The organism is Duganella sp. CF517, assembly GCF_900110275.1.
Lineage (GTDB): Bacteria > Pseudomonadota > Gammaproteobacteria > Burkholderiales > Burkholderiaceae_D > Rugamonas.
On the sequence record NZ_FODC01000005.1, the window covers coordinates 110177 to 134730 of the forward strand.

Annotated in this window: 24 protein-coding genes; 6 read left to right on the forward strand and 18 right to left on the reverse strand. The window is 63.5% G+C overall.

Annotated elements, in window-relative coordinates; translation table 11 throughout:
• The first annotated feature begins 4 nt into the window (after nt 1-4).
• The 4 genes from BMX85_RS19830 to BMX85_RS19845 all read left to right on the forward strand — a co-directional run bounded on the left by BMX85_RS19830 (nt 5) and on the right by BMX85_RS19845 (nt 5535).
• Entirely contained in the window at nt 5-733 is a 729-nt protein-coding gene (locus tag BMX85_RS19830; RefSeq protein ID WP_090322652.1) for an arginyltransferase, read from the forward strand.
• A 33-nt stretch (nt 734-766) separates the two neighbouring features.
• The gene (locus BMX85_RS19835; RefSeq protein WP_090322657.1) at nt 767-1807 is read left to right on the forward strand and encodes a quinone-dependent dihydroorotate dehydrogenase; all 1041 of its coding nucleotides are present in this window, start codon (nt 767-769) and stop codon (nt 1805-1807) included.
• A 9-nt stretch (nt 1808-1816) separates the two neighbouring features.
• Complete coding sequence (locus BMX85_RS19840; RefSeq protein WP_090322661.1) at nt 1817-2863, forward strand: aldo/keto reductase; 1047 nt, start codon at nt 1817-1819, stop codon at nt 2861-2863.
• Nucleotides 2864-3147: 284 nt separating this feature from the next.
• A complete protein-coding gene (locus BMX85_RS19845; RefSeq protein WP_090322664.1) occupies nt 3148-5535 on the forward strand; it encodes a TonB-dependent receptor plug domain-containing protein in 2388 nt (795 codons plus the stop codon).
• Between the two features lie 3 nt (nt 5536-5538).
• On the opposite strand, the gene BMX85_RS19850 is transcribed toward BMX85_RS19845, so the two are convergent.
• The 10 genes from BMX85_RS19850 to BMX85_RS19895 all read right to left on the reverse strand — a co-directional run bounded on the left by BMX85_RS19850 (nt 5539) and on the right by BMX85_RS19895 (nt 14800).
• Nucleotides 5539-7143: a methyl-accepting chemotaxis protein gene (locus tag BMX85_RS19850; protein WP_090322668.1), complete on the reverse strand. Its 1605-nt coding sequence runs from the start codon at nt 7141-7143 to the stop codon at nt 5539-5541.
• Between the two features lie 161 nt (nt 7144-7304).
• The gene (locus tag BMX85_RS19855) at nt 7305-8237 is read right to left on the reverse strand and encodes a CysB family HTH-type transcriptional regulator (RefSeq protein WP_090322671.1); all 933 of its coding nucleotides are present in this window, start codon (nt 8235-8237) and stop codon (nt 7305-7307) included.
• Nucleotides 8234-9304, reverse strand: a complete 1071-nt coding sequence (locus BMX85_RS19860) for a sulfate/molybdate ABC transporter ATP-binding protein (protein ID WP_090322674.1) — start codon at nt 9302-9304, stop codon at nt 8234-8236. The genes BMX85_RS19855 and BMX85_RS19860 overlap by 4 nt, the downstream gene beginning before the upstream one ends.
• A 1-nt stretch (nt 9305) precedes the next feature.
• Nucleotides 9306-10199 carry a sulfate ABC transporter permease subunit CysW gene (gene cysW, locus BMX85_RS19865; protein WP_090322679.1) on the reverse strand — a complete coding sequence of 298 codons (894 nt, stop codon included), beginning with the start codon at nt 10197-10199 and terminating at the stop codon, nt 9306-9308.
• A 1-nt stretch (nt 10200) separates the two neighbouring features.
• Nucleotides 10201-11073, reverse strand: coding sequence for a sulfate ABC transporter permease subunit CysT (cysT, locus tag BMX85_RS19870; protein WP_090322681.1), 873 nt, complete (start codon nt 11071-11073; stop codon nt 10201-10203).
• 111 nt (nt 11074-11184) lie between these two features.
• The gene (locus BMX85_RS19875; RefSeq protein ID WP_090322685.1) at nt 11185-11958 is read right to left on the reverse strand and encodes a sulfite exporter TauE/SafE family protein; all 774 of its coding nucleotides are present in this window, start codon (nt 11956-11958) and stop codon (nt 11185-11187) included.
• 91 nt (nt 11959-12049) lie between these two features.
• Nucleotides 12050-12688 (reverse strand): peroxiredoxin, encoded by a 639-nt coding sequence (locus tag BMX85_RS19880; RefSeq protein WP_090322689.1) that lies wholly within the window; start codon nt 12686-12688, stop codon nt 12050-12052.
• A gap of 39 nt (nt 12689-12727) precedes the next feature.
• Nucleotides 12728-13312, reverse strand: coding sequence for an RBBP9/YdeN family alpha/beta hydrolase (locus BMX85_RS19885; RefSeq protein ID WP_090322693.1), 585 nt, complete (start codon nt 13310-13312; stop codon nt 12728-12730).
• A gap of 5 nt (nt 13313-13317) precedes the next feature.
• Nucleotides 13318-14319 (reverse strand): sulfate ABC transporter substrate-binding protein, encoded by a 1002-nt coding sequence (locus BMX85_RS19890; RefSeq protein ID WP_090322697.1) that lies wholly within the window; start codon nt 14317-14319, stop codon nt 13318-13320.
• Between the two features lie 97 nt (nt 14320-14416).
• Nucleotides 14417-14800 (reverse strand): diacylglycerol kinase, encoded by a 384-nt coding sequence (locus BMX85_RS19895; RefSeq protein ID WP_090323794.1) that lies wholly within the window; start codon nt 14798-14800, stop codon nt 14417-14419.
• Nucleotides 14801-14904: 104 nt separating this feature from the next.
• On the opposite strand from BMX85_RS19895, the gene BMX85_RS19900 reads away from it, so the two are divergent.
• Nucleotides 14905-15684 carry an IclR family transcriptional regulator gene (locus tag BMX85_RS19900; protein ID WP_090323796.1) on the forward strand — a complete coding sequence of 260 codons (780 nt, stop codon included), beginning with the start codon at nt 14905-14907 and terminating at the stop codon, nt 15682-15684.
• Here BMX85_RS19900 and pbpG read toward each other — a convergent pair.
• The 3 genes from pbpG to BMX85_RS19915 all read right to left on the reverse strand — a co-directional run bounded on the left by pbpG (nt 15666) and on the right by BMX85_RS19915 (nt 18534).
• A complete protein-coding gene (gene pbpG / locus BMX85_RS19905; protein ID WP_090322701.1) occupies nt 15666-16742 on the reverse strand; it encodes a D-alanyl-D-alanine endopeptidase in 1077 nt (358 codons plus the stop codon). The two genes, BMX85_RS19900 and pbpG, sit on opposite strands and share 19 nt — an antisense overlap.
• Before the next feature lie 145 nt (nt 16743-16887).
• On the reverse strand, nt 16888-17589 hold the full coding sequence (locus tag BMX85_RS19910; protein ID WP_090322704.1) for a nitroreductase: 702 nt from the start codon (nt 17587-17589) through the stop codon (nt 16888-16890).
• A gap of 9 nt (nt 17590-17598) precedes the next feature.
• Nucleotides 17599-18534 (reverse strand): DMT family transporter, encoded by a 936-nt coding sequence (locus BMX85_RS19915; RefSeq protein WP_090322707.1) that lies wholly within the window; start codon nt 18532-18534, stop codon nt 17599-17601.
• A gap of 346 nt (nt 18535-18880) precedes the next feature.
• On the opposite strand from BMX85_RS19915, the gene phaP reads away from it, so the two are divergent.
• Nucleotides 18881-19441 (forward strand): TIGR01841 family phasin, encoded by a 561-nt coding sequence (phaP, locus tag BMX85_RS19920; RefSeq protein WP_090322710.1) that lies wholly within the window; start codon nt 18881-18883, stop codon nt 19439-19441.
• 178 nt (nt 19442-19619) lie between these two features.
• Here the strand turns inward: phaP and BMX85_RS19925 are convergent, their stop codons facing one another.
• The 5 genes from BMX85_RS19925 to ispH all read right to left on the reverse strand — a co-directional run bounded on the left by BMX85_RS19925 (nt 19620) and on the right by ispH (nt 24547).
• Complete coding sequence (locus BMX85_RS19925; protein ID WP_090322713.1) at nt 19620-20354, reverse strand: ABC transporter ATP-binding protein; 735 nt, start codon at nt 20352-20354, stop codon at nt 19620-19622.
• Nucleotides 20354-21124, reverse strand: coding sequence for an ABC transporter ATP-binding protein (locus BMX85_RS19930; RefSeq protein WP_090322717.1), 771 nt, complete (start codon nt 21122-21124; stop codon nt 20354-20356). Before BMX85_RS19930 ends, BMX85_RS19925 begins: the two co-directional genes overlap by 1 nt.
• An 11-nt stretch (nt 21125-21135) precedes the next feature.
• Nucleotides 21136-22353: an ABC transporter permease subunit gene (locus BMX85_RS19935; RefSeq protein ID WP_090322721.1), complete on the reverse strand. Its 1218-nt coding sequence runs from the start codon at nt 22351-22353 to the stop codon at nt 21136-21138.
• A 9-nt stretch (nt 22354-22362) separates the two neighbouring features.
• The gene (locus BMX85_RS19940) at nt 22363-23292 is read right to left on the reverse strand and encodes a branched-chain amino acid ABC transporter permease (RefSeq protein ID WP_090322725.1); all 930 of its coding nucleotides are present in this window, start codon (nt 23290-23292) and stop codon (nt 22363-22365) included.
• Nucleotides 23293-23584: 292 nt separating this feature from the next.
• Entirely contained in the window at nt 23585-24547 is a 963-nt protein-coding gene (ispH, locus tag BMX85_RS19945) for a 4-hydroxy-3-methylbut-2-enyl diphosphate reductase (RefSeq protein WP_090322728.1), read from the reverse strand.
• Nucleotides 24548-24554 lie beyond the last annotated feature (7 nt).

Sequence of the window (24554 nt, forward strand, 5' to 3'; positions counted from 1 at the left end):
GTGCATGACGCACCTGAACGATCTGCCTTTCGCGACGCTGCAGTTTTACACCACGGCGCCCTACCCTTGCAGCTATCTGGACGCGCGCCAGGCGCGCTCGCAGGTGGCTACGCCTTCCCACCTGATCAACGCCGACGTCTACTCGGAACTGGTCAAAAACGGCTTCCGGCGCAGCGGCATCTTTACATATCGACCATATTGCGACGGTTGCCAGGCCTGCATCCCGGTGCGCGTGGTGACCGAACAGTTCGTCCCGAACCGCGGCCAGCGCCGCGCCTGGGCCCGGCATGGCGACCTGCGCGCCGGTGTCGCCACCCTGCAATTCTCCGACGAGCACTACGAACTGTATCTGCGCTACCAGAGCAAGCGCCACGCCGGCGGCGGCATGGATCAGGACAGCCGCGACCAGTACGCGCAATTCCTGCTGCAAAGCCGGGTCAACACGCGGCTGGTGGAGTTCCGCGAGCCCGGCGGCACCTTGCGCATGGTCAGCATCATCGACGTGCTGTCGGACGGCCTGTCGTCGGTGTACACCTTCTTCGACCCGGATGTCGAGGGCGCCTCCTACGGCACCTTCAACGTGCTGTGGCAGATCGCCCAGGCGCGCGAGCTGAGCCTGCCCTACATCTACCTGGGCTACTGGATCAGGGAAAGCCCGAAAATGTCCTATAAAACCAACTTCAAGCCGCTGGAGGCGCGCATCAAGGGCGTATGGAGCGTGCTGGAGGCCTGATAAAATACCGGGGCCAACAACCAGAGCCCCCCCATGTCCGAAAAATTCCTGTATTCCCTGGCCCGTCCGATGCTGTTCTCGATGGACGCCGAAGCCGCGCACCACTTCACCCTTCCCGCGCTCAAACGCGCCGCCGCGCTGGGCTTGACCAAGCTGGTCAAGCAACCGGCGGCCGACCCGCGCACCGTGATGGGTGTCACGTTCAAGAACCCGGTCGGCCTCGCCGCCGGGCTGGACAAGGACGGCGCCTTCATCGACGCGCTGGCGGACCTGGGCTTCGGCTCGATCGAGGTGGGTACCGTCACGCCGCGCGGCCAGGCCGGCAACCCCAAGCCGCGCATGTTCCGCCTGCCGGCCGCGCACGCCATCATCAACCGCATGGGCTTTAACAACGGCGGCGTCGACGCCTTCGTCGCCAACGTGCAGGCGTCGCGCTTCTACCAGGACAAGGCCGGCGTGCTGGGCTTGAACATCGGCAAGAACGCCGACACGCCGATCGAGCGCGCGGCCGACGACTACCTGCACTGCCTGGAAAAAGTCTATCCGTACGCCAGCTACGTGACGGTCAACATCTCCTCGCCCAACACCAAGAACCTGCGCCAGCTGCAGGGCGGCTCCGAGCTCGACGGCCTGCTGGCGCAACTGAAGGACGCGCAGGCGCGGCTGGCCGACCAGCACAAGCGCTACGTGCCGCTGGCGCTGAAAATCGCGCCGGACATGGACGGCGACCAGGTCAAGAACATCGCCGACGCGCTGCTGCGCCACAAGATCGACGGCGTCATCGCCACCAACACCACCTTGAGCCGCGACGCCGTGGCCGGCATGCGCCACGGCGCCGAAGCGGGCGGGCTGTCGGGCGCGCCGGTGTTCGAGCTGTCGAACACCGTGATCCGCCTGCTCAAGGCCGAACTGGGCGACGCCCTGCCGATTATCGGCGTTGGCGGTATCATGCGCGGTGCGGACGCCAAGGTCAAAATGGACTGCGGCGCGCAACTGGTGCAGTTGTACAGCGGCCTGATCTATGCGGGCCCGGCACTGGTCAACGATTGCGCGCGGGCCGTGCGCGGACATTAAGGAGCGGGCATGCAGAAGGTACAACTTGGTTCCAGCGCGCTGGAGGTCACAAAGATCTGCCTGGGGACGATGACGTTCGGCGAGCAGAACACCGAGGCGGACGCGCACAGCCAGCTCGACTACGCGCTCGAGCGCGGCATCAACTTCATCGACACCGCCGAGATGTACCCGGTCATGCCGCGCGCGGAGACGCAGGGCGCGACCGAGCGCTTCATCGGCAGCTGGCTGAAAAAGTCGGGCCTGCGCGACAAGGTGGTGCTGGCGACCAAGGCCGCCGGCCCGAATCCGAACATCGGCTGGGTGCGCGGCGGCAAGCAGAACTTCGACGCCGCCAACCTGCGCGCGGCGGTCGACACCAGCCTGCAACGGCTGCAAACCGACCACATCGATTTATACCAGTTGCACTGGCCCAGCCGCAACGTGCCGATCTTCGGCGCCAGCGTCTTCAATCCGCAGCTCGAGCGCGAGTGCGTGGCGGTCGAGGAAACCCTGGCCGCGCTGGGGGAGCTGATCAAGGAAGGCAAGATCGGCGCGATCGGCGTCTCCAACGAATCGTGCTGGGGCGTGAGCGAGTTCATCAAGCAATCGGAAATCAAGGGCTTGCCGCGCATCGCCAGCATCCAGAACCTGTACAACCTCACGGCGCGCCATTACGAAACCAGTTTGCTCGACGAGACCTGCTTCCGCGAGAACGTCGGCCTGCTGGCGTACAGCCCGTTGGCCTTCGGCCAGTTGACGGGCAAATACCACGACGACCCGAACGCGCGCGGCCGGCTGACGATCTTCCCGCCGACGTGGAGTCCGCGCTACCTGCGGCCGACGGTGCTGGCGGCGGTCGCGCAATACACCGAGCTCGCGCGCGACAACGGCCTGACGCCGACGCAACTAGCGCTGGCCTGGTGCTACGGCCGCTGGTGCGTCGCCTCGACCATCATCGGCGCCACCAGCCTGGCGCAGCTCAAGGAAAACATCGACGCCCACGACGTCACGCTCACGCCGGACATCATCGCGCAGATCGACGCCATCCACGCCACCCTGCCCAACCCCGGCCAGTAAAATAACCGGGGTCAAGTCTGTCAATCAGGCACGAGCTGAACAATAACCGGGGTCAAGTCTGTCAATCAGACACGAGCTGAACTGTAGGGCGCCGTGGCAGCGCGCCTACACATCGGGCCGTGTCCGAATGTCAGACTTGACCCCGGCGGATGTACACATCGGGCCGTGTCCGAATGTCAGACTTGACCCCGGCGGATGGGTATATGGTTAGACGCAATCGTTCGTTGGTGTTCAATGGGACGGCTGCTATGCTGTGCCACCACCTTCGCACACGAGACCGCCACATGACTTCACGCCACATCGCCACACCGCTTCTGCTGAGCACGCTGATCGCCACCATCGTCATCCCCGCCTTCGCCCAGGACGCGCCCGCCGACGGCGAGCTGCAGTCGGTGGTCGTCACCGGCACCTACGCCAAGAACCGCCGCACCATCGATTCCGAGTCGCCCGTCGACATCATCAGCGCGCGCGAATTGCAGGCCAGCGGTTCGACCGAACTGGCCACCGTGCTCGGCCGCCTGGTGCCGTCGATGAACTTCCCGCGCCCGTCCGGCGCCGACACCAGCGACGCCGTGCGTCCGGCCCAGCTGCGCGGCCTGTCGCCCGACCAGACGCTGGTGCTGGTCAACGGCAAGCGCCGCTACACCTCGGCCGTGGTCAACGTCAACGGCACCCAGGGCCGCGGCTCGGCGCCGGTCGACCTGAACGCGATCCCGCTGGCGGCGATCGAACGCATCGAGGTGCTGCGCGACGGCGCGGCGGCCCAGTACGGCTCCGACGCGATCGCCGGCGTGATCAACATCATCCTCAAAAAAGGCGCGGCCGGCGGCGACGTCGAAGTCGGCTACGGCGAGTACAAGGAAGGCGACGGCAAGCAACGCACCGTACGCGGCTCGACCGGCTTCGCCCTGGGCGACCAGGGCTGGGTACGCGTGGCCATCGAGGCCGCCGAGCGCGATCCGACCAACCGCGCCGGCGCCGACGTGCGCGACTCGCGCGAACCGCGCTACGGCCAGGTCAACCAGCGCTACGGCGATCCGGAAAGCCATCCGCGTAGCATCTTCGTCAACAGCCAGTACCGCGTGACCGACGATATCGACTGGTACGCCTTCGCCAACCTCGGCGAGCGCAAGACCTCGGCCGCCGCCACCTGGCGCACCGCCTTTACCAATAACAACCAAGCCTTGCCACCGGTGTTGCGCAGCACGCTGTATCCCGAGGGCTTCCTGCCGCTGCAAAACAGCACCTCGACCGACCAGTCGCTGGTGACCGGCCTGCGCGGCGAGCTGTCGGGATGGCGCTGGGACGCCAGCCTGAACTACGGCAGCAACAGGTTCCGCCTCAACCTCGACAACACCGCCAATTTCGACCTGGGCGCCGGCACCCCGACGCACTTCTACGCCGGCATGCTGCAGAACACGCAGGGCTTGTTCAACTTCGACGTGGCCAAGGAGTTCCCGGTGGCCGCCTTCAGCGGTCCGCTGACGGTGGCGCTGGGCGTCGAGGCGCGTCATGAACAATATGAGATCGGCGCCGGCGATCCGGCCTCCTACGACCGCAGCGGCGCGCAGGGTTTCTCCGGCTTCCGTCCGGTCAACGCCGGCAAGAATAGCCGCCACAACAAGTCAATCTACGCCAACTTCGAAGCCGAGATCACCAAACAGTTCTCGGCGTCGGCGGCGGTGCGCCACGAGCGCTACAGCGACTTCGGCAACACCACCTCGGTCAAAGGCTCGACCCGCTACGCGTTCAATCCGCAGGTGTCGCTGCGCGCGACGGCCTCGTCCGGCTTCCGCGCGCCGTCGCTGGCGCAGCAGTTCTACACGATCACGACCACCAACTTCTCGGTGGTCAACAACGTCAACACGCCGATCGAGACCGGCACCTTCGCCGTCGGCAGCGCCGCCGCCAGCGCGCTGGGCGCCGAACCGCTGAAGGCCGAGAAGGCCCGCAACTACAGCATCGGCCTGCAGGCGCAGCCTACACGCAACTGGAGCGCGTCGGTTGACGCCTACCGCATCGACATCGACGACCGCATCGCGCTGTCGACCAGCATGACATTGTCGCCGGCGCTGCGCAACGCACTGGCCAACCAGGGCATCCTGGTCGGCGCCGGCCGCTATTTCACCAACGCCATCGACACCCGCACCACCGGCGTCGACGTCGTCAGCACCTATCGCTGGGACCTGGCCGGCGCCGGCCGCTACGACTTCACGTTGGCGTACAATCACAACAAGAACACGGTCCAGCACGTCAACGCCAATCCGGCCATCCTGACCGCCAACACGCTGACCCTGATCGACCGCCAGACCATCAACCGCCTGACGGTCGGCTCGCCCAAGGACAAGTTCAGCCTGGCGACCGACTACACCTTGGGCGCCTGGAACGCACGCGGCGTGATCACCCGCTACGGCAGCTTCACCGTGCCGCAAAACAATCCGACGCAGGATCAGGTCTACGATCCGCAATGGGTGCTGGACCTGTCGGCCAGCGTCAAGCTGAGCAAGAACTGGCGCCTGAGCGTAGGCGTGGACAACGTGACCGACAAGTATCCGGACACGATCACGTCGGTGGCCAACCTCAACCTCAACGGCATCAACCTGTACAGCGGCTGGGCGCCGAACGGCTTCAACGGCCGCTATTACTACGCCAAGGCCGGCTACAGCTGGTGATCCTCAGCGCAGCGCCAGCGCCTGGCGCGGCGCCGCGCCGAATCCGGCCGTGCCGGCCAGCTTGAACACGCTGACGGCCTGGGCCAGCAAGTCCGCCTGATCGCGCATGCTCTGCGCGGCGGCGGCGGCCTGCTCCACCAGCGCGGCGTTCTGCTGCGTCACGTCGTCGATCGAGATGATGGCCTGGTTGACCTGCTCGATCCCCGTGCTCTGCTCGCTGCTGGCGGCGCTGATCGCGCGCATGATCTCGGCCACCTGCTTGACCGATTCCACCAGGCCCGCCATCGTCGCGCCCGCCTCGCCGACCAGCGCCGAGCCGGCATCGACCGTCTCCACCGAGCGCCCGATCAATTCCTTGATTTCCTTGGCGGCGCTGGCCGAGCGCTGCGCCAGGTTGCGCACCTCCGACGCCACCACCGCGAAGCCGCGGCCCTGCTCGCCGGCGCGGGCCGCCTCGACGGCCGCGTTCAGCGCCAGGATATTGGTCTGGAAGGCGATGCCGTCGATCACGCTGATGATGTCGACGATCTTGCCCGAGCTTTCCTTGATCGCGCCCATCGTATCGACCACCTGCCCGACCACTTTGCCACCCTTGGTGGCGTAGTCCGATGCGGCCACCACCAGCTTGGTGGCCTGGCGCGCGTTCTCGGCGTTCTGCGACACCGTCGACGTCAACTCCTCCATCGACGACGCGGTCTCTTCCAGGCTGGACGCTTGCTGCTCGGTGCGGCTGGACAAATCGAGGTTGCCGCTGGCGATCTCGTTGGAGGCGGTGGCGATGGTGTCGGTCCCCGAGCGCACCTGGCCGACCGTGCGCGCCAGGCTGTCGTTCATGTCGATCAGCGCGCGCAGCAACTGGCCGGTCTCGTCGGTGGTATGGCACTCCATGCGCGTGGTCAGGTCGCCGCCGGCCACCGCCTGCGCCATGCCGACCGCGCGGTTGAGCGGCAGCGTGATGCTGCGCGAGATGATGGTCAGCACCCATGCAGCGATGCCGGCCGCCAGCACCGTCAGCACGATCATCGTATTGCGCGAGCTGGCATAGGCTTGCTCGGCGACGGTGCTGGCCTGTTCCACCGCCGCGTTCTGGAACTTGACCAGCTCGGTGAGCGCGTTGAGATAGGCGGTCTGCTCCTTGCGCACCGTGGTCAGCAGATAAGTGATGGCGGCGTCGCGCTGGTCGGCGTCTGCCGACCTCTTCAGGAACTCGGTTTGCACCACCAAATACTTCTCGCGCGCATCGAGCACGGCCTGCAACCTGGCGGCGCTGCGCGGATCGTCATCGTCGGAAATCAGCACGCGCAGTTGGTCGAGCTTCTCGCCGATTTCGATCTTGCGCTTGTCGACGCGCTCCAGCTCGGCCTTGACCACCGCCGGGTCCCTGGACAGCATGGCGTTGCGCATCGCCCGCGCAATATCGTTGAGACCGCCTATTGTTTCGTAAGCCAGTATGACCTTGGGCACCTTGTCGGTGGCCAGGTCCTTGGTATTGTTGTTGAGCTTGCCAAGGTTGCCGATGCCGACGATGGCGATGCCGAGCATGAAGATGATCGCCACCCCGAGACCGGCGCCCAGGCGGGTGCCGATTTTCCAATTCCCGATTCCCATGTTGACTCCCAGAGTAAAACCGAAGGTTTAAATAACTGGATGCAGCAACAGCAATTGAAAATTAGTATAGGGTGGTTTTTGAGTGCAAGAAATAAAAATTGTCGGACTGTTCTATGGCTACCACATTGCTACGGTAGCCATGTGGACACGCATGCAACGCGTCACGACAGATCCCCGCCGTTCAAGGCGGCGTCGATTTCCGCCCGTGTCAAATCCGGCGCGAATTGCTGGATGAAGTGGTAGGCGTACGAGCGCAGATAGGCGCCCTTGCGCACCGCCAGCCGCGTGGTGTTCGGCGCGAACAGGTGCGACGCCTCGACCGCGCGCATGCCCTTGTCGCGGCCGTGGTCGAACGCCATCGAGGCGACGATGCCCACGCCCAACCCGAGCGCGACGTACTGCTTGATGACGTCCGAATCCATCGCCGTCAGCACGATGTCGGGCTTGACGCCGGCCTGCGAAAACGCCGCGTCGATATGCCCGCGTCCGGTGAAGCCGACGTCGTAGGTGATCAACGGGAACTCGGCCAGGTCCTCCAGCTTGATCGGCGAGCGGCCCAGCAACGGATGGCCGTCCGGCACCACGATCAAATGGCTCCAGCGGTAGCAGGGGAAGGACACCAGGTCCGGGAACTGCGACAAGCCCTCGGTGGCGATGCCGATGTCGGTCTTGCCCGACAAAATCCATTCGGCGATGTGCTCCGGCGCGCTCTGCTGCAAGGCGATGCGCACGTCCGGATACGCGCTGCGGAAACTCTGCACCACCTTCGGCAGCGCGTAGCGCGCCTGCGTGTGCGTGGCGGCGACGCTGAGCGTGCCGCTTTGCTGGCCGGTGTACTCGAGGCTGGCCTGCTGCAAATTCTCCGCCTCGATCAGCAGGCGGTCGATGATTTTCAGGATGCCCTTGCCCGGCTCGGTCATGCCGGTCAGGCGCTTGCCGTTACGTTCGAAAATGACCACGCCCAGTTCGTCTTCCAGCTCGCGGATCTGGCGGCTCACGCCAGGCTGCGAGGTGAACAAGGCGTTCGCCACTTCGGTCAAATTATAGCCGCGCCGGGCGGCTTCGCGGATCGAGCGCAGTTGTTGAAAATTCATATTGAAGCTCCAGCGTCAACAAACACATGCAGGCGCTTGGGACGCACCACCAAAGTCTCGCCCTCTTTCAGTTGCAGATGGCTGAAACGCTCATTCGACATCACCGCCTCGATCAGCTCGGACGTATCGTCGCGTTCCAGGTCCAGTTGCGCCAGCGGACCGATCGCGTGCGCGCGGCGCAGCTTGACGACGATGCCCTCGGCGCCCGGCGTGTAGCGCTCGATGTCCAGGTCGTGCGGGCGCACGTAGGCCGTGCCCTTGCCGTCGGCGTCGGGCTGGCCCGGCACCTGGAAGGTCGCGCCGCCACTGGCCAGCACGCCATCCTGCACGCGGCCGTGGAACATGTTGACGTTGCCCAAAAAGCCGTACACGAACGGCGAGGCCGGATGGTTGTAGACCTGGTCCGGCGCGCCGATCTGCTCGACGTTACCCTTGTTCATCAGCACCACCTGGTCGGCCACTTCCAGCGCCTCCTCCTGGTCGTGGGTGACGAAGATCGACGTCACGTGCAGATCGTCGTGCAGGCGGCGCAGCCAGCGGCGCAGTTCCTTGCGCACCTTGGCGTCGAGCGCGCCGAACGGCTCGTCCAGCAGCAGCACGCGCGGCTCGACGGCCAGCGCGCGCGCCAGCGCGATCCGCTGGCGCTGGCCGCCGGACAGTTGCGGCGGATAACGGTCGGCCAGCCAGTCCAGCTGCACCAGCTCCAGCAATTCCTTGACCTTGCGGCGGATCTGGTCTTCCGACGGCCGCTCGGCGCGCGGTTTGACGCGCAGGCCGAAGGCGACGTTTTCGAACACGGTCATGTGCTTGAACAGCGCGTAGTGCTGGAACACGAAGCCGACCTGGCGCTCGCGCACGTGGCGGTGCGAGGCGTCGTTGGCGTCGAGCAGCACCTGGCCGGAGTCGGGATGCTCGAGGCCGGCGATGATGCGCAGCAGGGTCGTCTTGCCGCAGCCCGACGGTCCCAGCAACGCGGTCAGCTCGCCCGCCGGAAAGTCCAGCGAGACATTGTTGAGGGCGACGAAATCGCCGAAACGCTTGTTGATGTTTTTAACTTCGATCGTCATGTCAGTGCTCCTTGGAACGTGCGTCATCGGCGATCGATTCGTTCAAGCGCCAAGAGATAAAGGATTTCAGGGCCAGCGTCACCAGCGCCAGCAAGGCCAGCAGGGACGCCACGGCGAAGGCGGCGGCGAAGTTGTACTCGTTGTACAGAATCTCGACCTGCAGCGGCACGGTGTTGGTCTCGCCGCGGATGTGGCCGGACACCACCGACACCGCGCCGAACTCGCCCATCGCGCGGGCGTTACACAGGATCACGCCATACAGCAGGCCCCACTTAATGTTCGGCAAGGTCACGCGGCGGAACGTATCCCAGCCGGACGCGCCCAGCACGATGGCGGCCTCTTCTTCTTCGCTGCCCTGCGCCTGCATCAGCGGAATCAGCTCGCGGGCGACGAACGGGAACGTGACGAAAATGGTCGCCAGCACGATGCCGGGCACGGCGAACAGGATCTTGATGTCGTGCTCCTGCAGCCAGGGACCGAACCAGCCCTGCGCGCCGAACAGCAGCACGTAGATCAGGCCGGAGATCACCGGCGACACCGAGAACGGCAGGTCGATCAAGGTCAGCAAAAAGCTTTTGCCCCAGAACTCGAACTTGGCGATACACCACGACGCGGCGACGCCGAACACCAGGTTCAGCGGCACGGCGATGACGGCGGTGATCAAGGTCAGCTTGATGGCCGAGATCGCGTCTTCCTCGACGATGGCCGCCACATAGGCTTCCCAGCCCTTGCGGAACGCTTCGGCGAACACGGCCACCAGCGGCACGAACAGGAACACGGTCAGGAACAGCAGCGCGATGGCGATCAGCACGCCGCGCACCCACAGCGGTTCGAGGATTTGCGGCGCCGACGGCAGTTCGCCGCGACGCACCGGGACGGGAGGCAGTCCGCTCATATTATTTACCCGACTTTCCGCGAGCCCAGGCTTGCAACAGGTTGATGGTCAACAGCATGATGAACGACACCACCAGCATCACCACCGCGATCGCGGTGGCGCCGGCGTAGTCGTACTGCTCGAGTTTGGTGATGATGAACAGCGGCGTGATTTCGGAAATCATCGGCATGTTGCCGGCGATGAAAATCACCGAGCCGAACTCGCCGGTGGCGCGGGCAAACGCCAGCGCGAAGCCGGTCATCAGCGACGGCATGATGGTCGGGAACACCACGCGGGTGAAGGTCTGGAAGGCGTTGGCGCCCAGGCTGGCGGCGGCCTCTTCCAGTTCGCGCTCGGCATCCTCCAGAACCGGCTGCACCGTGCGCACCACGAACGGCAGGCCGATGAAGGTCAGCGCGACGACCACGCCGAGCGGCGTGAACGCCACCTTGATGCCCAGCACGCCCTCGATGAACTGGCCGAACCAGCCGTTGGCCGAATACAGCGCCGTCAGGGTGATGCCGGCGACGGCGGTCGGCAGCGCGAACGGCAGGTCGACCAGCGCGTCGATGATGCGCTTGCCGGGAAACTCGTAGCGCACCAGCACCCAGGCGACGATGCCGCCGAAAATCACATTAATAAACGCGCCGATCAGCGAAGCGCCAAACGTCAGCCGGTACGACGCCATCACCCGGTCCGAGGTGACGGCAGCCCAGAAGCCTTCCCACGTCATCGTGAAAGTCTTGAGGAAAACCGCCGACAACGGGATCAGCACGATCAGCGTGAGGTAGAAAATCGTGAATCCCAGCGACAGCCGGAAGCCCGGCATCACGCGGAATGGCGCGCCCCGGGCGGCCACGGCGGGCGTGGCGGGCGCTGCAAGAACTGCTGACATGAATGCTCCCTTATTACAAATTCTTCTATAAGGGCTGCATAATCTCATCTGTGCTTCATATTACAAACGAAGCTTTTTTCATTAAGTTAGACGAATAGGCTATATAGGTACTCACATTATGAGTTTGGCGGCCACCGCTACCAGAATGCAAGCGAGCAGCCCGCGCAGCAGGCGCTCCGGCACCGATTTGGCGAAGTAGGAGCCGATGGTGATGCCGGGCAGCGATCCGACGAGCAGGGTCAGCAGCAGCATCCAGTTGATCGAGCCCAGCCACCAGTGGCCGACGGCGGCGATGGCCGTCAGCGGCACCGCGTAGGCGATGTCGGTGCCGGCCACTTCGGCCGGGCTCAGTTTTGGATACAGCATCACCAGCACGGTCGCGCCGACGGCGCCGGCGCCGATCGACGAGATGGTGACCAACGTGCCGAGCACGGCGCCGGCGAAAATGGTCGCGCCGGTCAGCTTGGCGCCCTGCAACTGGCGCTCCGGACGGGCGTTGATCCATGCCAGCATCTTGCGGCGGAATAGCAGCGCGCAGACGGTCAGCATCACCGAGCCGGCGATCGAATAGCGGATGATTTGGCCCAGTTGCGGGCTGAGGGTGCCGAAGTATTTGAGGCCGACACTGGCGACAACGGCGGCCGGCAAGGCGCCGATGCACAGGCGCCGCACGATGTCCCAGTGGACCGTGCCGCGCAGGCGGTGGGTGAAGGTGCCGACACCCTTGGTCAGCGAGGCGAAGGCCAGGTCGGTGCCGACGGCGACCGCCGGCGAAACGCCGAACAACAAGGTCAGCAGAGGCGTCATCAGCGAACCGCCGCCGACACCGGTCATGCCGACCAACAAGCCGACCGCGAAACCTGAAATAACAAACGATACATCCATTCAATTCCCCAAGAGTAGGCCGCAGGGTACCTACTCTAGGGAAATATCCAAACAACGCAATCCTTATTTGCTTATGCGTTATCCGTTGGCCTTATTTGTTCGGCTGCGGCGTGACGCGCAGGTAAGGCTTGGCGGCGGTGTAGCCTTTCGGGTACTTTTGCTTGAGCACTTCCGGGTCTTGCACCGTCAGCGGAATGATGACGTCGTCGCCATCTTTCCAGTTGCCGGGCGTGGCCACGGTGTGGGCGTCGGTCAACTGCAGGGCGTCGATGACGCGCAGCACTTCGTCGAAGTTGCGGCCGGTGCTCATCGGATAGGTCAGGCTCAGGCGGACCTTCTTGTTCGGATCGATGACGAACAAAGTGCGCACGGTGGCCGTGGTCGAGGCGTTCGGATGGATCATGTCGTACAGGGTGGCGACCTTGCGGTCTTCGTCGGCGATGATCGGGAAGCCGACCACGGTGTCCTGGGTCTCTTCGATGTCGGCGATCCAGCCCTTGTGCGATTCGGCCGGGTCGACCGACAGCGCGATCGCCTTGACGTTGCGCTTGTCGAATTCGGGTTTCAGCTTGGCGGTCAGGCCCAGCTCGGTGGTGCAGACGGGCGTGAAGTCGGCCGGGTGGGAGAACAGCACCACCCAGGAATCGCCCGCCCATTCGTGGAACTTGAGCTTGCCGATGGAGGAGTCTTGTTCAAAATCTGGGGCGGTATCGCCGAGTCGTAGTGTCATGGTGGTCTCCAGAGGTTGGCGGATTAAATGGCAAGGGCGTCAATGCGCCGCGAGGGCTCCATTCTGCACCCTATCTATTAAAAAATACAAGATTTCCAGGCCTTCGGGCCAATCGCCCAGGCCGGACTCGGCGTTGATATGCCCCAGCGCGCCGCCGTCGATGAATTGGCTGTGCCAGCGTTCGGCCCACAAGGCCGCGCGCGGCGCCGCCATCCACGGATCGTTGGTGCTGCCGATCATGATCGACGGCACCGGCAACGCCTGCTTCGGCAATTGGTCGGCGACGTTGAACTTGTCCGGATCGGCCGGCGCCACCAGCAGCAGGCCGGCCACGCCGGACGGGTCGCGCGCCACGCTGTGCATGCTCGCCAGGCTGCCGAAGCTGTGCGCGACGATGATGGTTGGACGCGGATCGCCAGCGGCGGTTCCATGGCCACGCTGGCGGTCGACCCGGGCCGACCAGCGCGCCAGATCGGGCGCCTGCCAATCGTCCTGCTCGACCCGCTCGAAGGCGGGAAACAGGCGCTGCCAGCGGCTTTGCCAGTGATCCGGACCGCTGTCATGCAAGCCCGGCGCGATCAGGATACGGAAACCGCGCAAATCCGCGCTGGCCAGGCCGGGCATGATGCTTACTTCGGCTGGTAGATCTGGTCGAACACGCCGCCGTCGGCGAAGTGGATCTTCTGCGCCTTGGCCCAGTCGCCGGAAATGTCGGCGATCGTGAACAGTTTGACGGCCGGGAATTGCGAGGCGTATTTCTTCGCCTCCTTCTCGACGGCCGGACGGTAGTAGTTCTTGGCGATGATTTCCTGCGCGGCGTCGGTGTAGAGGAAGTTCAGGTAAGCCTCGGCCACCTTGCGGGTGCCGCGCTTGTCGACCACTTTGTCGACCACGGCCACCGGCGGCTCGGCCAGGATCGACACCGACGGCGCGACGATGTCGAACTTGCTCGGTCCGAGTTCCTTGATGGCCAGCAGCGCCTCGTTTTCCCACGCGATCAGCACGTCGCCGATGCCGCGCTCGACGAAGGTGGTGGTGGCGCCGCGCGCGCCGGAATCGAGCACCGGCACGTTTTTATACAGCTTGCCGAGGAATTCCTTGGCACTCGCCTCGGTGCCGCCCGGCTGGCGCAGCGCGTAGCCGTAGGCGGCCAGGTGGTTCCAGCGGGCGCCGCCGGAGGTTTTCGGGTTCGGGGTGATGACGGCCACGCCCGGCTTGACCAGGTCGTTCCAGTCCTTGATGCCCTTCGGGTTGCCCTTGCGGACCAGGAACACGATGGTCGAGGTGTAGGGGGTGCTGTTGTGCGGCAGTTTCTTCTGCCAGTCCGGCGCCAGGATCTTGCGCTCGGCGATGGCGTCGATGTCGTAGGCCAGCGCCAGCGAGACCACGTCCGCCTCCAGGCCGTCGATGACGGCGCGGCCCTGCTTGCCCGAACCGCCGTGCGATTGCTTGATCTTGACGGTGTCGCCGGTTTTGGCTTTCCAGTCCTTGGCGAAGGCGGCGTTGACGTCCTGGTACAGCTCCCGGGTCGGATCGTACGACACGTTGAGCAAAGAGATTTCAGCAGCAATGACGGATGAAGCGGCCGTAGCGGCAAAAATGGCTGCGGCGATGATTTTTTTGGACAGCATTTGTTTCCCCTAGTTGTGTTAGACCAAAGAGTAATGCCGCCCCTTATAAATGAGAACTAAGCTTTTATCAGTTCTATATACCAGAAACGCATAAAGACTAGTAAAAGCGGTTGAACAGCACCACCGCCCACGTCGCGGCCGCCAACAGGCAAGCCAGCAGCACCGCCGCGCTGCCGAGATCCTTGGCATTCTTGGACAGCGGATGGCGTTCCAGCGAAATGCGGTCGACCACCGCCTCGATCGCCGAGTTGATCAGTTCAACGATCAAGACCAGCACCAGCACCGCGATCAGCACCAGTTTCTCGAACGCCGACACCTTGAGCACCAGCGCGACCAAGGTGCCGGCAACAAACAAGCCCAGCTCCTGGCGGAACGCGTGCTCGTGCTTCCAGGCGGCCTTCAATCCGTCGACCGAGTAGAAAAAGGCGGAAAAAATCCGTTTCAGACCGCTTTTGCTTTTGAATTCGCTGACAGGTTCCATGAACGACAAGCCGAGATAAAGATGACGCATTATGCATCAATTCCCATTTTTTTCACATTATGGTATAACGTAGTTACCGCATACTGCACCGCACCAACCACATGATGAAAATCGAAACCGTTCCTGAGCAAAAGACCACTATCCAGGTGATCGAACGCATGGTGGCGTTATTAGACGCTCTCGCCAAGTATCCCGATCCCGTCAGCCTGAAGGAATTGTCCAAGGTCTCCGGGCTCCACCCTTCCACCGCCCACCGCATCCTCAACGACATGGTGCTGACGCGCTTTGTCGACCGCATCGAACCGGGCACCTACCGGCTCGGCATGCGCCTGCTCGAACTGGGCAATGTGGTCAAGAGTCGGCTGTCCGTGCGCGAGGCGGCGCTGGATTTCATGCGTGCATTGCACAAAAAGACCCAGCAGACCATCAACCTGTCGGTGCGCCAGGGCGACGAGATCGTCTACATCGACCGCGCCTTCTCGGAACGCTCGGGCATGCAGGTGGTGCGCGCGATCGGCGGACGCGGTCCGCTGCACCTGACCTCGACCGGCAAGCTGTTCCTGTCGGTGGACGAGCCGAAAGCCATCCGCGCCTACGCCACGCGCACCGGACTGGCCGGGCATAACAAGAATTCGATCACGGATTTGTCCAAGCTCGAGCGCGAGCTCAGCCTGGTGAAGTCGCGCGGCTACGCGCGCGATAACGAGGAATTGGAACTGGGGGTGCGTTGCATGGCCGCCGGCATCCATGACGACAGCGGCAAGCTGATTGCCGGGCTGTCGATCTCGGCGCCGGCCGACCGTCTGCAGGAAGACTGGCTCGAAGATCTGGTGACAACCGCCAACCAGATCTCCGCGACCCTTGGTTACATGCCGGTCGAATAAACCGGCGAGCTGCTGTTGGTGGTCAGCGCGGCGGGCTTGAGCGCCTGCAGCCAGGTGCGCATGCGGCCGGCATCGGCGGTACGCGATTGCTTGCCCTTGGAATCGAGGAACACCATGATCACCGAACGGCCTTCGATGACGGCTTGCATCAGCAGGCAGCGGCCGGCTTCGTTGATGAAACCGGTCTTCTGCAGGCCGATCGCCCAGTCGGGGCTGGCCACCAGGTGATTGGTGGTGCCGAACTGCATCGGACGACCGTTGGCTTCGACGATGGCCTTGGAATCGGTGGAGAACTGGCGCAGCATCGGATGCTGATAAGCCGCCATCGCCAGCTTGGCCAAATCGCGCGCGCTGGCCACATTCATTTTCGACAAGCCGCTGGAATCGACATAATGCGTGTCGGTCATGCCCAGTTCGCGGGCCTTGGCGTTCATCGCCTCGACAAACGCCGGCTTGCCACCCGGATAGCTGCGGCCGAGTGCCGAAGCGGCGCGGTTTTCCGAACTCATCAGGGCGATGTGCAGCATGTTGGCCCGGGTCAGCTGGGCGCCGACGCGCAGGCGCGAGCTGCTGAATTTTTCGCGGTCGACATCGGCGTCGGTCACGGTCAGCACTTCGTCCATGTCCTGGTTGGCTTCCACCACGACCAGGCCGGTCATCATCTTGGTGATCGAGGCGATCGGCAAGGCGACGTTGGAATTCTTCTCGAACAATACTTCCGAGTTGGCCTGGTCCAGCACCAGCGCCACGTTGGACTTGAGGTCCAGCGGATCGTGCGTCGAACTCAACCCGGCCAGGTCGCCCATGGTCGGCATGGCCGGCGCGGCGGTGATGAGGCGCTGGTACACCACCTTGCGGCGGCCGTTGACCTTGGTCACACGTTTGACCATGCGGTCGCCGGTGTCCACCGCGGCGATCCGCATCGTCTGGCGGGCCTTGGCTTTTTTGACCACGGCTTTTTTCGGCGCGGCGGTGGAGGCGGTCGCAGCCTGGGCGGCAGTCATGCCGGCGGATGCAAACATCAGCGAAATGAGCGCACTTAACGCTAGTTTATACATTCGTATCCCCAAAAGAAGAAAAGCCGGATTTCACAATCGACTGTTGCAGTGTAGCAAAATGGTGAGGGAGCGCAAGCTAAATTATCCTCGGCAGCATCTTTGGTTGCGGATCTGCAATACGCATTTGGCTACCCTTTTATGCAAGCTAGTCCTTTACGACAAATTTAACAAATTCTTCGACCGGCATGCGCTCGGTGATCAAAGAATTTTCGATTTTTGTCATGTCGGCGTAACCGAGCGACATGCCGCACACCACGGTCTCGTTGTCGGGGATGTTCAGGACAGAAGCGATGACCCGATGATACTGCGTAAAAGCGGCTTGCGGACAAGTATCTAGTCCGCGCCCGCGCGCCGCCACCATCACGCTTTGCAAGAACATGCCGTAATCGAGCCAGGACCCCTGCTCCATGACGCGGTCGATCGTAAAGATCAACCCCACCGGCGCGCCGAAGAACTCGTAATTGCGGCCATGCTGGGCCGCCATGCCGGCCTTGTTGTCGCGGGTCAGCCCCAGCAACGCATACAAATCCCAGCCGACCTTGCGGCGGCGGTCGATATACGGCGACACCCATTCGCTTGGGTAATACGCGTACTCCTCGGTGTGCAGCCTGGCTTGCTCCGGATCGTTATATATGGCCAGAATCGCCGAAGACAACTCCTGCTTGCGCTCGCCTTCCAGCACATACACTTTCCACGGCTGGGTATTGGTGCCGGACGGCGCCCTGCCCGCCACCCGCAGGATAGTCAAAATGTCGTCGCGCGCCACCGCTTGCGGCAGGTAGGCGCGGATCGAGCGGCGCGACGTGATCGCGGCATCGACCGCCTGCTGTTCCGGAGTAGAAATCATGTGTCCTCGCTATTTGGATTTGCTCTTGCTGACCACGAAAAACACCCCGGTGACCGCCAGCGCCATGCCGGCCACGCCGAGGAGATTGAACACTTCGCCGAACATCAGCCACGCCATGACGGCCGTGGTGGGCGGCGTCAGATACATCAGGCTGGTGACCTGGGTGGCGTCGCTGCGCCGTATCAGTGCGAACAACAGGAAAATGGCGCCGATCGACAGGCCTAAAACCGACCACAACAGCGCACCGATGAACTGCGTGGTCCACTGCACCGCAGCAAACGCCGGCGTCCAGCCTTCGAACACTATCGCCAGCGGCAACACCACCACGGTGGAGGCGGCGAACTGGATCACCGTGCCGGTGCGCAGGTCGAATTGCGGGCAGTGGCGTTTCTGGTACATGGTGCCGACCGTGATCGACACCAGCGCCAGCACGCACAGCGCGATCGCCTCGACCGACAGGCCGGTGAGCTTGATCTTGGCGGCCACCACCAGGGCGACGCCGCCGATACCGAACACCAGCCCCAGCCACTGACGCGGCAGCACCTTCTCGCCGATCAACGGCGCGGCGAAGGCGGTCAGGATGGGCTGCATGCCGACGATCAGCGCCGACAGGCCGGCCGGCATGCCCAGCTTGATGGCGCACCAGACCCCGATCAGATAACCGGCCTGGACCAGCACCCCGGCCAGTGCAACCTGGCGGATCTTGCCGCGCGGCCAGGGCGCGCGCAGCAGCAGGACGATCGGCACCAGCAACACCAGCACGCCGAGAAAGCGCATCAACAGGAACGTCAGCGGCGGCGCATACGGCAATCCGAACTTGGCCACGATGAAGCCGCTGCTCCATAAGAGGACGAAAAACAACGGCATGGGCGACAGAAACGTCGCATGCGCGGCCGGCGTGGCGGCGGGTTTGGGAGCGGAAACGGCGGTCGGGGTATCGGACATGAAAACTGACTAGCTGGCTGAAAGGAAACCGGCGGCCGCGAACGGCGCCGGTTCAGGTTTGGCCGAGTCTATCACGGCGGGCGTTTCCGAACCGGCGCTGTCGCCACAGCCAGCAACCACGCCATTTCCCGCGCTGCAGCGCAATAAGTTTTAGCTGGGAAATGCTTCCTCAAAACGACGTTTCATGCCTTGATGCAACGCACAAAAAATCGCTTGACTTAATTTCCCAACGCCGTAAAATCGTCTTTGTTGCGTTGCACAATTTGATCGGTTCGAAACGTGCTTCTGTTTCTCGCCGACGTAGAACGGCAGTATCCAATTAATGACTATTTTTCTGGAGAGTTAAATGTTTTCAATCCCTGAGCAATTTTCCAATGCGACCAAAGCCAACTTTGAAGCGCAGTTCGCTATCTTCTCGGCCCTGACCAACAAGGCGTTTGAAGGCGTGGAGAAGTTTGTCGACCTGAACCTGACCGCCGCCAAGGCATCGCTGGAAGAGTCGTCGATCACCACCAAGCAGCTGCTGTCGGCAAAAGATCCGCAAGAATTCTTCTCGCTGGCATCCGCTCAGGCCCAGCCGGCCGCTGAAAAGACCCTGGCATACGGTCGTCATCTGGCGAACATCGCCCAGAGCACCAGCGCCGAGTTCAGCAAAGCCGCTGAAACCCAGATCGCCGAAACCAACCGCAAAGTCATCTCGCTGGTGGAAGAAGTAAGCAAGAACGCCCCGGCCGGCAGCGAGAACGCCGTCGCCCTGTTCAAATCGGCCATTGGCAACGCCAACGCCGGCTACGAACAGTTCAGCAAAACCGCCAAGCAAGCTGCCGAGTCGATCGAAAGCAACGTTGCCCAGGCAGTGAACCAGTTCTCCGCAGCCGCCGCCAAGGTCGCTCCGGTACGCAAGTAATCAGCAGTAGTGCCGGCGCCAGCGCGCCGGCGCCCGTTCTGCGGTCTCCTCGGCATCCGTGGTTTCCTCCTGACGGATGTCCTTAAAAGCCTCGGCCCGCGCCGGGGCTTTTTTTTGCCTGCCTACCTCGAACGTACCTGGAACCTACCTGGAACGCGTGCCCACGCTAATGGACCCGTTATTCGCCCAGATAGGCGGCCTTGACGCGCGGATCGTCGAGCATGTCGGCGGCGTTGCCGGTCATCGTGATGTTGCCCGAATCCATGACATAGCCGCGGTGCGCCGCCTGCAGCGCCAGCTTGGCGTTCTGCTCCACCAGCAGGATGGTGATGCCCTCTTTCGAGACATTGCGGATCACTTCGAAAATCTTCTCGACCATGATCGGCGACAGCCCCATCGACGGCTCGTCCAGCAGCAGCAAATTCGGATGCGACATCAGCGCGCGCGCCATCGCCAGCATCTGCTGCTCGCCGCCGGACAAGGTGCCGGCCATCTGCGCCGCCCGCTCTTTCAGGCGCGGGAACACGTCGAACCACCTGGCGATGTCGGCCTCGATGCCGGCCTTGTCGTTGCGGGTGAACGCGCCCATCATCAGGTTTTCCTGGATCGACATGCGGGTGAACACGCCGCGCCCCTCCGGCACCATCGCCAGCTTTTTCTGCACCAGATGGAACGACTTGCTGCCCTTGAGCGACTCGCCCTCGTAGGTGATCGTGCCCTCGACCTTGCAGGCCGGCAGGGTGCCGGTGATGGCTTTCAGGGTCGTGGTCTTGCCGGCGCCGTTGGCGCCGATCAGCGCGACCAGCTCGCCCTTGTTCACTTCCAGGTCGATCCCCTTGACCGCCTTGATGCCGCCGTACGCGACTTTCAGTCCCGATACTTTTAGAACGTTTGCGCTTCCGATACCGCTCATTAGTGCGATCCTCCCAGATAGGCTTCGATGACCGCCTTGTTGCTTTGTATTTCCGCCGGCAGACCCTCGGCGATCGGTTTGCCGTATTCCAGCACCATCAGCCGGTCGCACAGGCCCATCATCATTTTGACGTCGTGCTCGATCAGCAGCACGGTCTTGCCCTCGTTCTTGATCTTGACCAGCAGCTCGCGCAGCGCTAGTTTCTCGGTCGCGTTCATGCCGGCGGCCGGCTCGTCCAGCGCCAGCAGCTGCGGATCGGTGGCCAGCGCGCGGGCGATCTCCAGGCGGCGCTGGTCGCCGTACGACAGGAAGCGCGACGTGCGGTTGGCGAACTGGCCGATGCCGACGAAGTCGAGCAATTCCTGCGCGCGCTTGCGGATGGACGCCTCCTCCTCGCGCGCCGCCTTGTGGCGGAACACGGCGCCGAACACGCCCTGGTGCGAGCGCACGTGGCGCCCGACCATGACGTTCTCCAGCGCGGTCATCTCGCCGAACAGGCGGATGTTCTGGAACGTGCGGGCGATGCCGGCCTTGGCCACCTCATGCGGCGCGGACGGCGAATACGGCTTGCCGGCCAGCTCGAAGGTGCCGGTGTCCGGCTGGTACAGCCCGGTGATGACGTTGAAGAACGTGGTCTTGCCGGCGCCGTTGGGACCGATCAGGCCGTAGATCTGGCCCTTCAGGATCTTGATGCCGACATCGGTCAGCGCCTGCAGGCCGCCGAAGCGCTTGTTGACGCCGGCGATGTTGAGAATGACTTGTTCGCTCATTGTGTATTTCCTCAAGCCGCCACGGTGCCGGACGATTGATCTTTGGTATCCGAATCGCTGTCGGGACGGTCTTCATGCTTGGGCGCTGGCCACAGGCCGGCCGGACGGTTGAGCATGATCAGCACCATGGCCAGGCCGTACAGCAACTGGCGCAGCACTTCGGCTTCGATCAGGATGTGGCCGAACAGCTTTTGCTGCAGCGGCTCGACGACGTGGCGCAGCACTTCCGGCAACGCCGCCAGCAGCGCGCCGCCCATGATGACGCCGGGGATGTGGCCGATACCGCCCAGCACCACCATCGCCAGCACGGCGATCGACTCCGTCAGCGAGAACGATTCCGGCGACACGAAGCCCTGGAACGACGCGAACAGCGCGCCGGCGACGCCGCCGAACGAGGCGCCCATCGAGAACGCCAGCAGCTTGACGTTGCGGGTGTTGATGCCCATCGCCTTGGCGGCGATCTCGTCCTCGCGGATCGCGACCCAGGCGCGGCCCAGGCGCGAGTGCTGCAGGCGCGACGTGACGAACACGATGGCGATGCACAGGAACAGGAACAGGAAGTAGTAGGCGTTCACCGACGGCATCGAGAAGCCGCCGAAGACGACGGTGGCGCGCGAACCGGCCTCCCCCGCCAGGTTGACGCCGAACACGCGGATCGGATCGATCAGGTTGATGCCCTGCGGACCGTTGGTGAAGTTGATCGGCTCGTTCAGGTTGTTCATGAAGATGCGGATGATCTCGCCGAAGCCCAGGGTCACGATGGCCAGGTAGTCGCCGCGCAGCTTCAGGGTCGGCGCGCCCAGCAGCGCGCCGAACAGGCCGGCCGTGGCGGCCGCCAGCGGCACGATCACCCACACCGACAGGTGGATGCCGTTTTGCTGGATTTCCGGGCCGAAGATGGCCACCAGCGATTCGCCCAGCACCGGGTACTGGTTGATGACCGATTCGAGCAAGGACGCGAACTGTGGCGAGGCCAGCAGGCCGGTCATGTAGGCGCCCACCGCGTAGAAGGCGATGTAGCCGAGGTCGAGCAGGCCGGCGAAGCCGACCACGATGTTCAGGCCCAGCGCCAGCATGATGTACAGCAGCGCCATGTCGATGATGCGGACCCACGAGTTGCCGAACTGGGCGGCGAAGAACGGGAAGATCAGCAAGCCGATGAAGACCACCGCCATGCTGCCGTAGGCCTTGCGCGGATTGCGGGAAACGTCGAAATTGAGAATAGCCATGATGTCCCCTTATGCGCGGTCGGCGACGCGCTCGCCCATGATGCCGGACGGACGCACCGTCAGCACCAGGATCAGCACGACGAAGGCGAAAATGTCCTGGTAGTGGCTGCCGAGGAAGCCGCCGGTCAGGTCGCCGATGTAGCCGGCGCCCAGGCTCTCGATAATGCCGAGCACGATGCCGCCGATCATGGCGCCATAGATGTTGCCGATGCCGCCCAGCACCGCCGCCGAGAACGCCTTCAGCCCCGGCACGAAGCCCATCGCGAACTGGATCGAGGCGTAGTTGGCGCCCCACATCACGCCGGCCACGGCGGCCAGCGCCGCGCCGAGCGCGAAGGTGGCCACGATGACCTTGTTCGAGTCGACGCCCATCAGGCCGGCGACCCGGGGATTTTCCGCCGTGGCGCGCATGGCGCGACCCATCTTGGTTTTTTCCACCAGCAGCACCAGCCCGGCCATCGACACGGCCGCCAGCACCAGCAGCAGGATTTGCGTCTGCGAGATCAGTGCACCGGCGACATGGATCGGCTCGGACGACAGCAACTGCGGGAACGGCAGCGGGTTGCGGGTCCAGATCATCATCGCGAAGGTTTGCAGCAGGATCGACACGCCGATCGCCGTGATCAGCGGCGCCAGCCGCGGCGCGTTGCGCAGGCGGCGGTAGGCGACGCGTTCGATCAGGATGTTGACGATGATGCAGACGGGGATGGCGCCGCCGATGGCGATGGCCAGCTTGACGTAGCCGGGCAGGTCCGGCGCGTACTCGTTGAGGTATTTGAGGATGGTCAGGCCGGTCATGGCGCCGACCATCAACACGTCGCCATGGGCGAAGTTAATGAGGTTGAGCACGCCGTACACCATGGTGTACCCCAGCGCGACCAGGGCATACATGCTGCCCAGCACCAGTCCATTTATGATTTGTTGGATAAAAGTATCCATTAAGAGCCTTTAAATTGGTGTTGCACAGACGGTCCAAGTAACAAAAACGGCACCCGGGGTTAGGTGTCCCCGTAGTGCCGCGGTTGACTACACAATAATCATGCAAGTTTCATGCCTGAGCGACATCAAACCTAGCGAACTGGCTGGGTGCCGGCCTGCCCGCTTCAGGGCCGAACCGACAAGTTTTTGCGAGCGAGGCAATGATAGCGAGATTCCCGAAAAACTAACTGCGGAATAACGTCAAAAGTGCTGAATTAAGTTTTGCGCGCGGCGCGCGCGGTTCGGCGCCTGCTCAGGCCACGCCGTCGATCGCCGGCGCTTTTGGGCCGTCCAGACCCTTCGGCAGCGGGAAGGTCACCGCCTCCTGCACACCGTCGAGCGGGCGCACGCTGCGCACGCCGCACTCTTTCAGACGGTCGATGACCGCCTGCACCAGCACCTCGGGCGCCGACGCGCCGGCGGTCACGCCCACCCGCAGCTTGCCTTCCAGCCAGGCCGGGTTGATCTGCGTCGCGTTGTCGACCATGTAGGCGGGCGTACCCATCTTCTCGGCCACCTCGCGCAGGCGGTTCGAGTTGGAGCTGTTCGGGCTGCCGACCACGATCACCAGTTCCACCTGCGGCGCCATGAACTTCACCGCTTCCTGGCGGTTGGTGGTGGCGTAGCAGATGTCGCCTTTTTTCGGCTCGATAATGGCCGGGAATTTGCGCTTGAGCGCCTCGATGATCTCGGCGGTGTCGTCAACCGACAACGTTGTCTGGGAGACATAGGCCAGATGCTCGGGCTTGCTCACCTCCAGGCGCTCGACGTCGGCCACGGTTTCCACCAGATACATGCCCGCTTCGGTCTGGCCCATCGTGCCCTCGACCTCGGGATGGCCGTCGTGGCCGATCATGATGATTTCGCAGCCCTGCTTGCGCATCTTGGCCACTTCCACGTGCACCTTGGTCACCAGCGGACAGGTGGCGTCGAAGATGCTCAGGCCGCGCGATTCCGCCTCGGCGCGCACCGCCTTGGACACGCCGTGGGCCGAAAACACCAGGGTGTTGCCGGCCGGGACGTCGTCGAGGTCTTCGATGAAGATCGCGCCCTTGTTGCGCAAGTCTTCCACCACATAGGCGTTGTGGACGATTTCGTGGCGCACATAGATCGGCGCGCCGAACTGCAGCAGCGCGCGCTCGACGATCTCGATCGCGCGGTCGACGCCGGCGCAAAAGCCGCGCGGCTGGGCCAACAGGAGTTCTTTATCGCTCATCACTGCC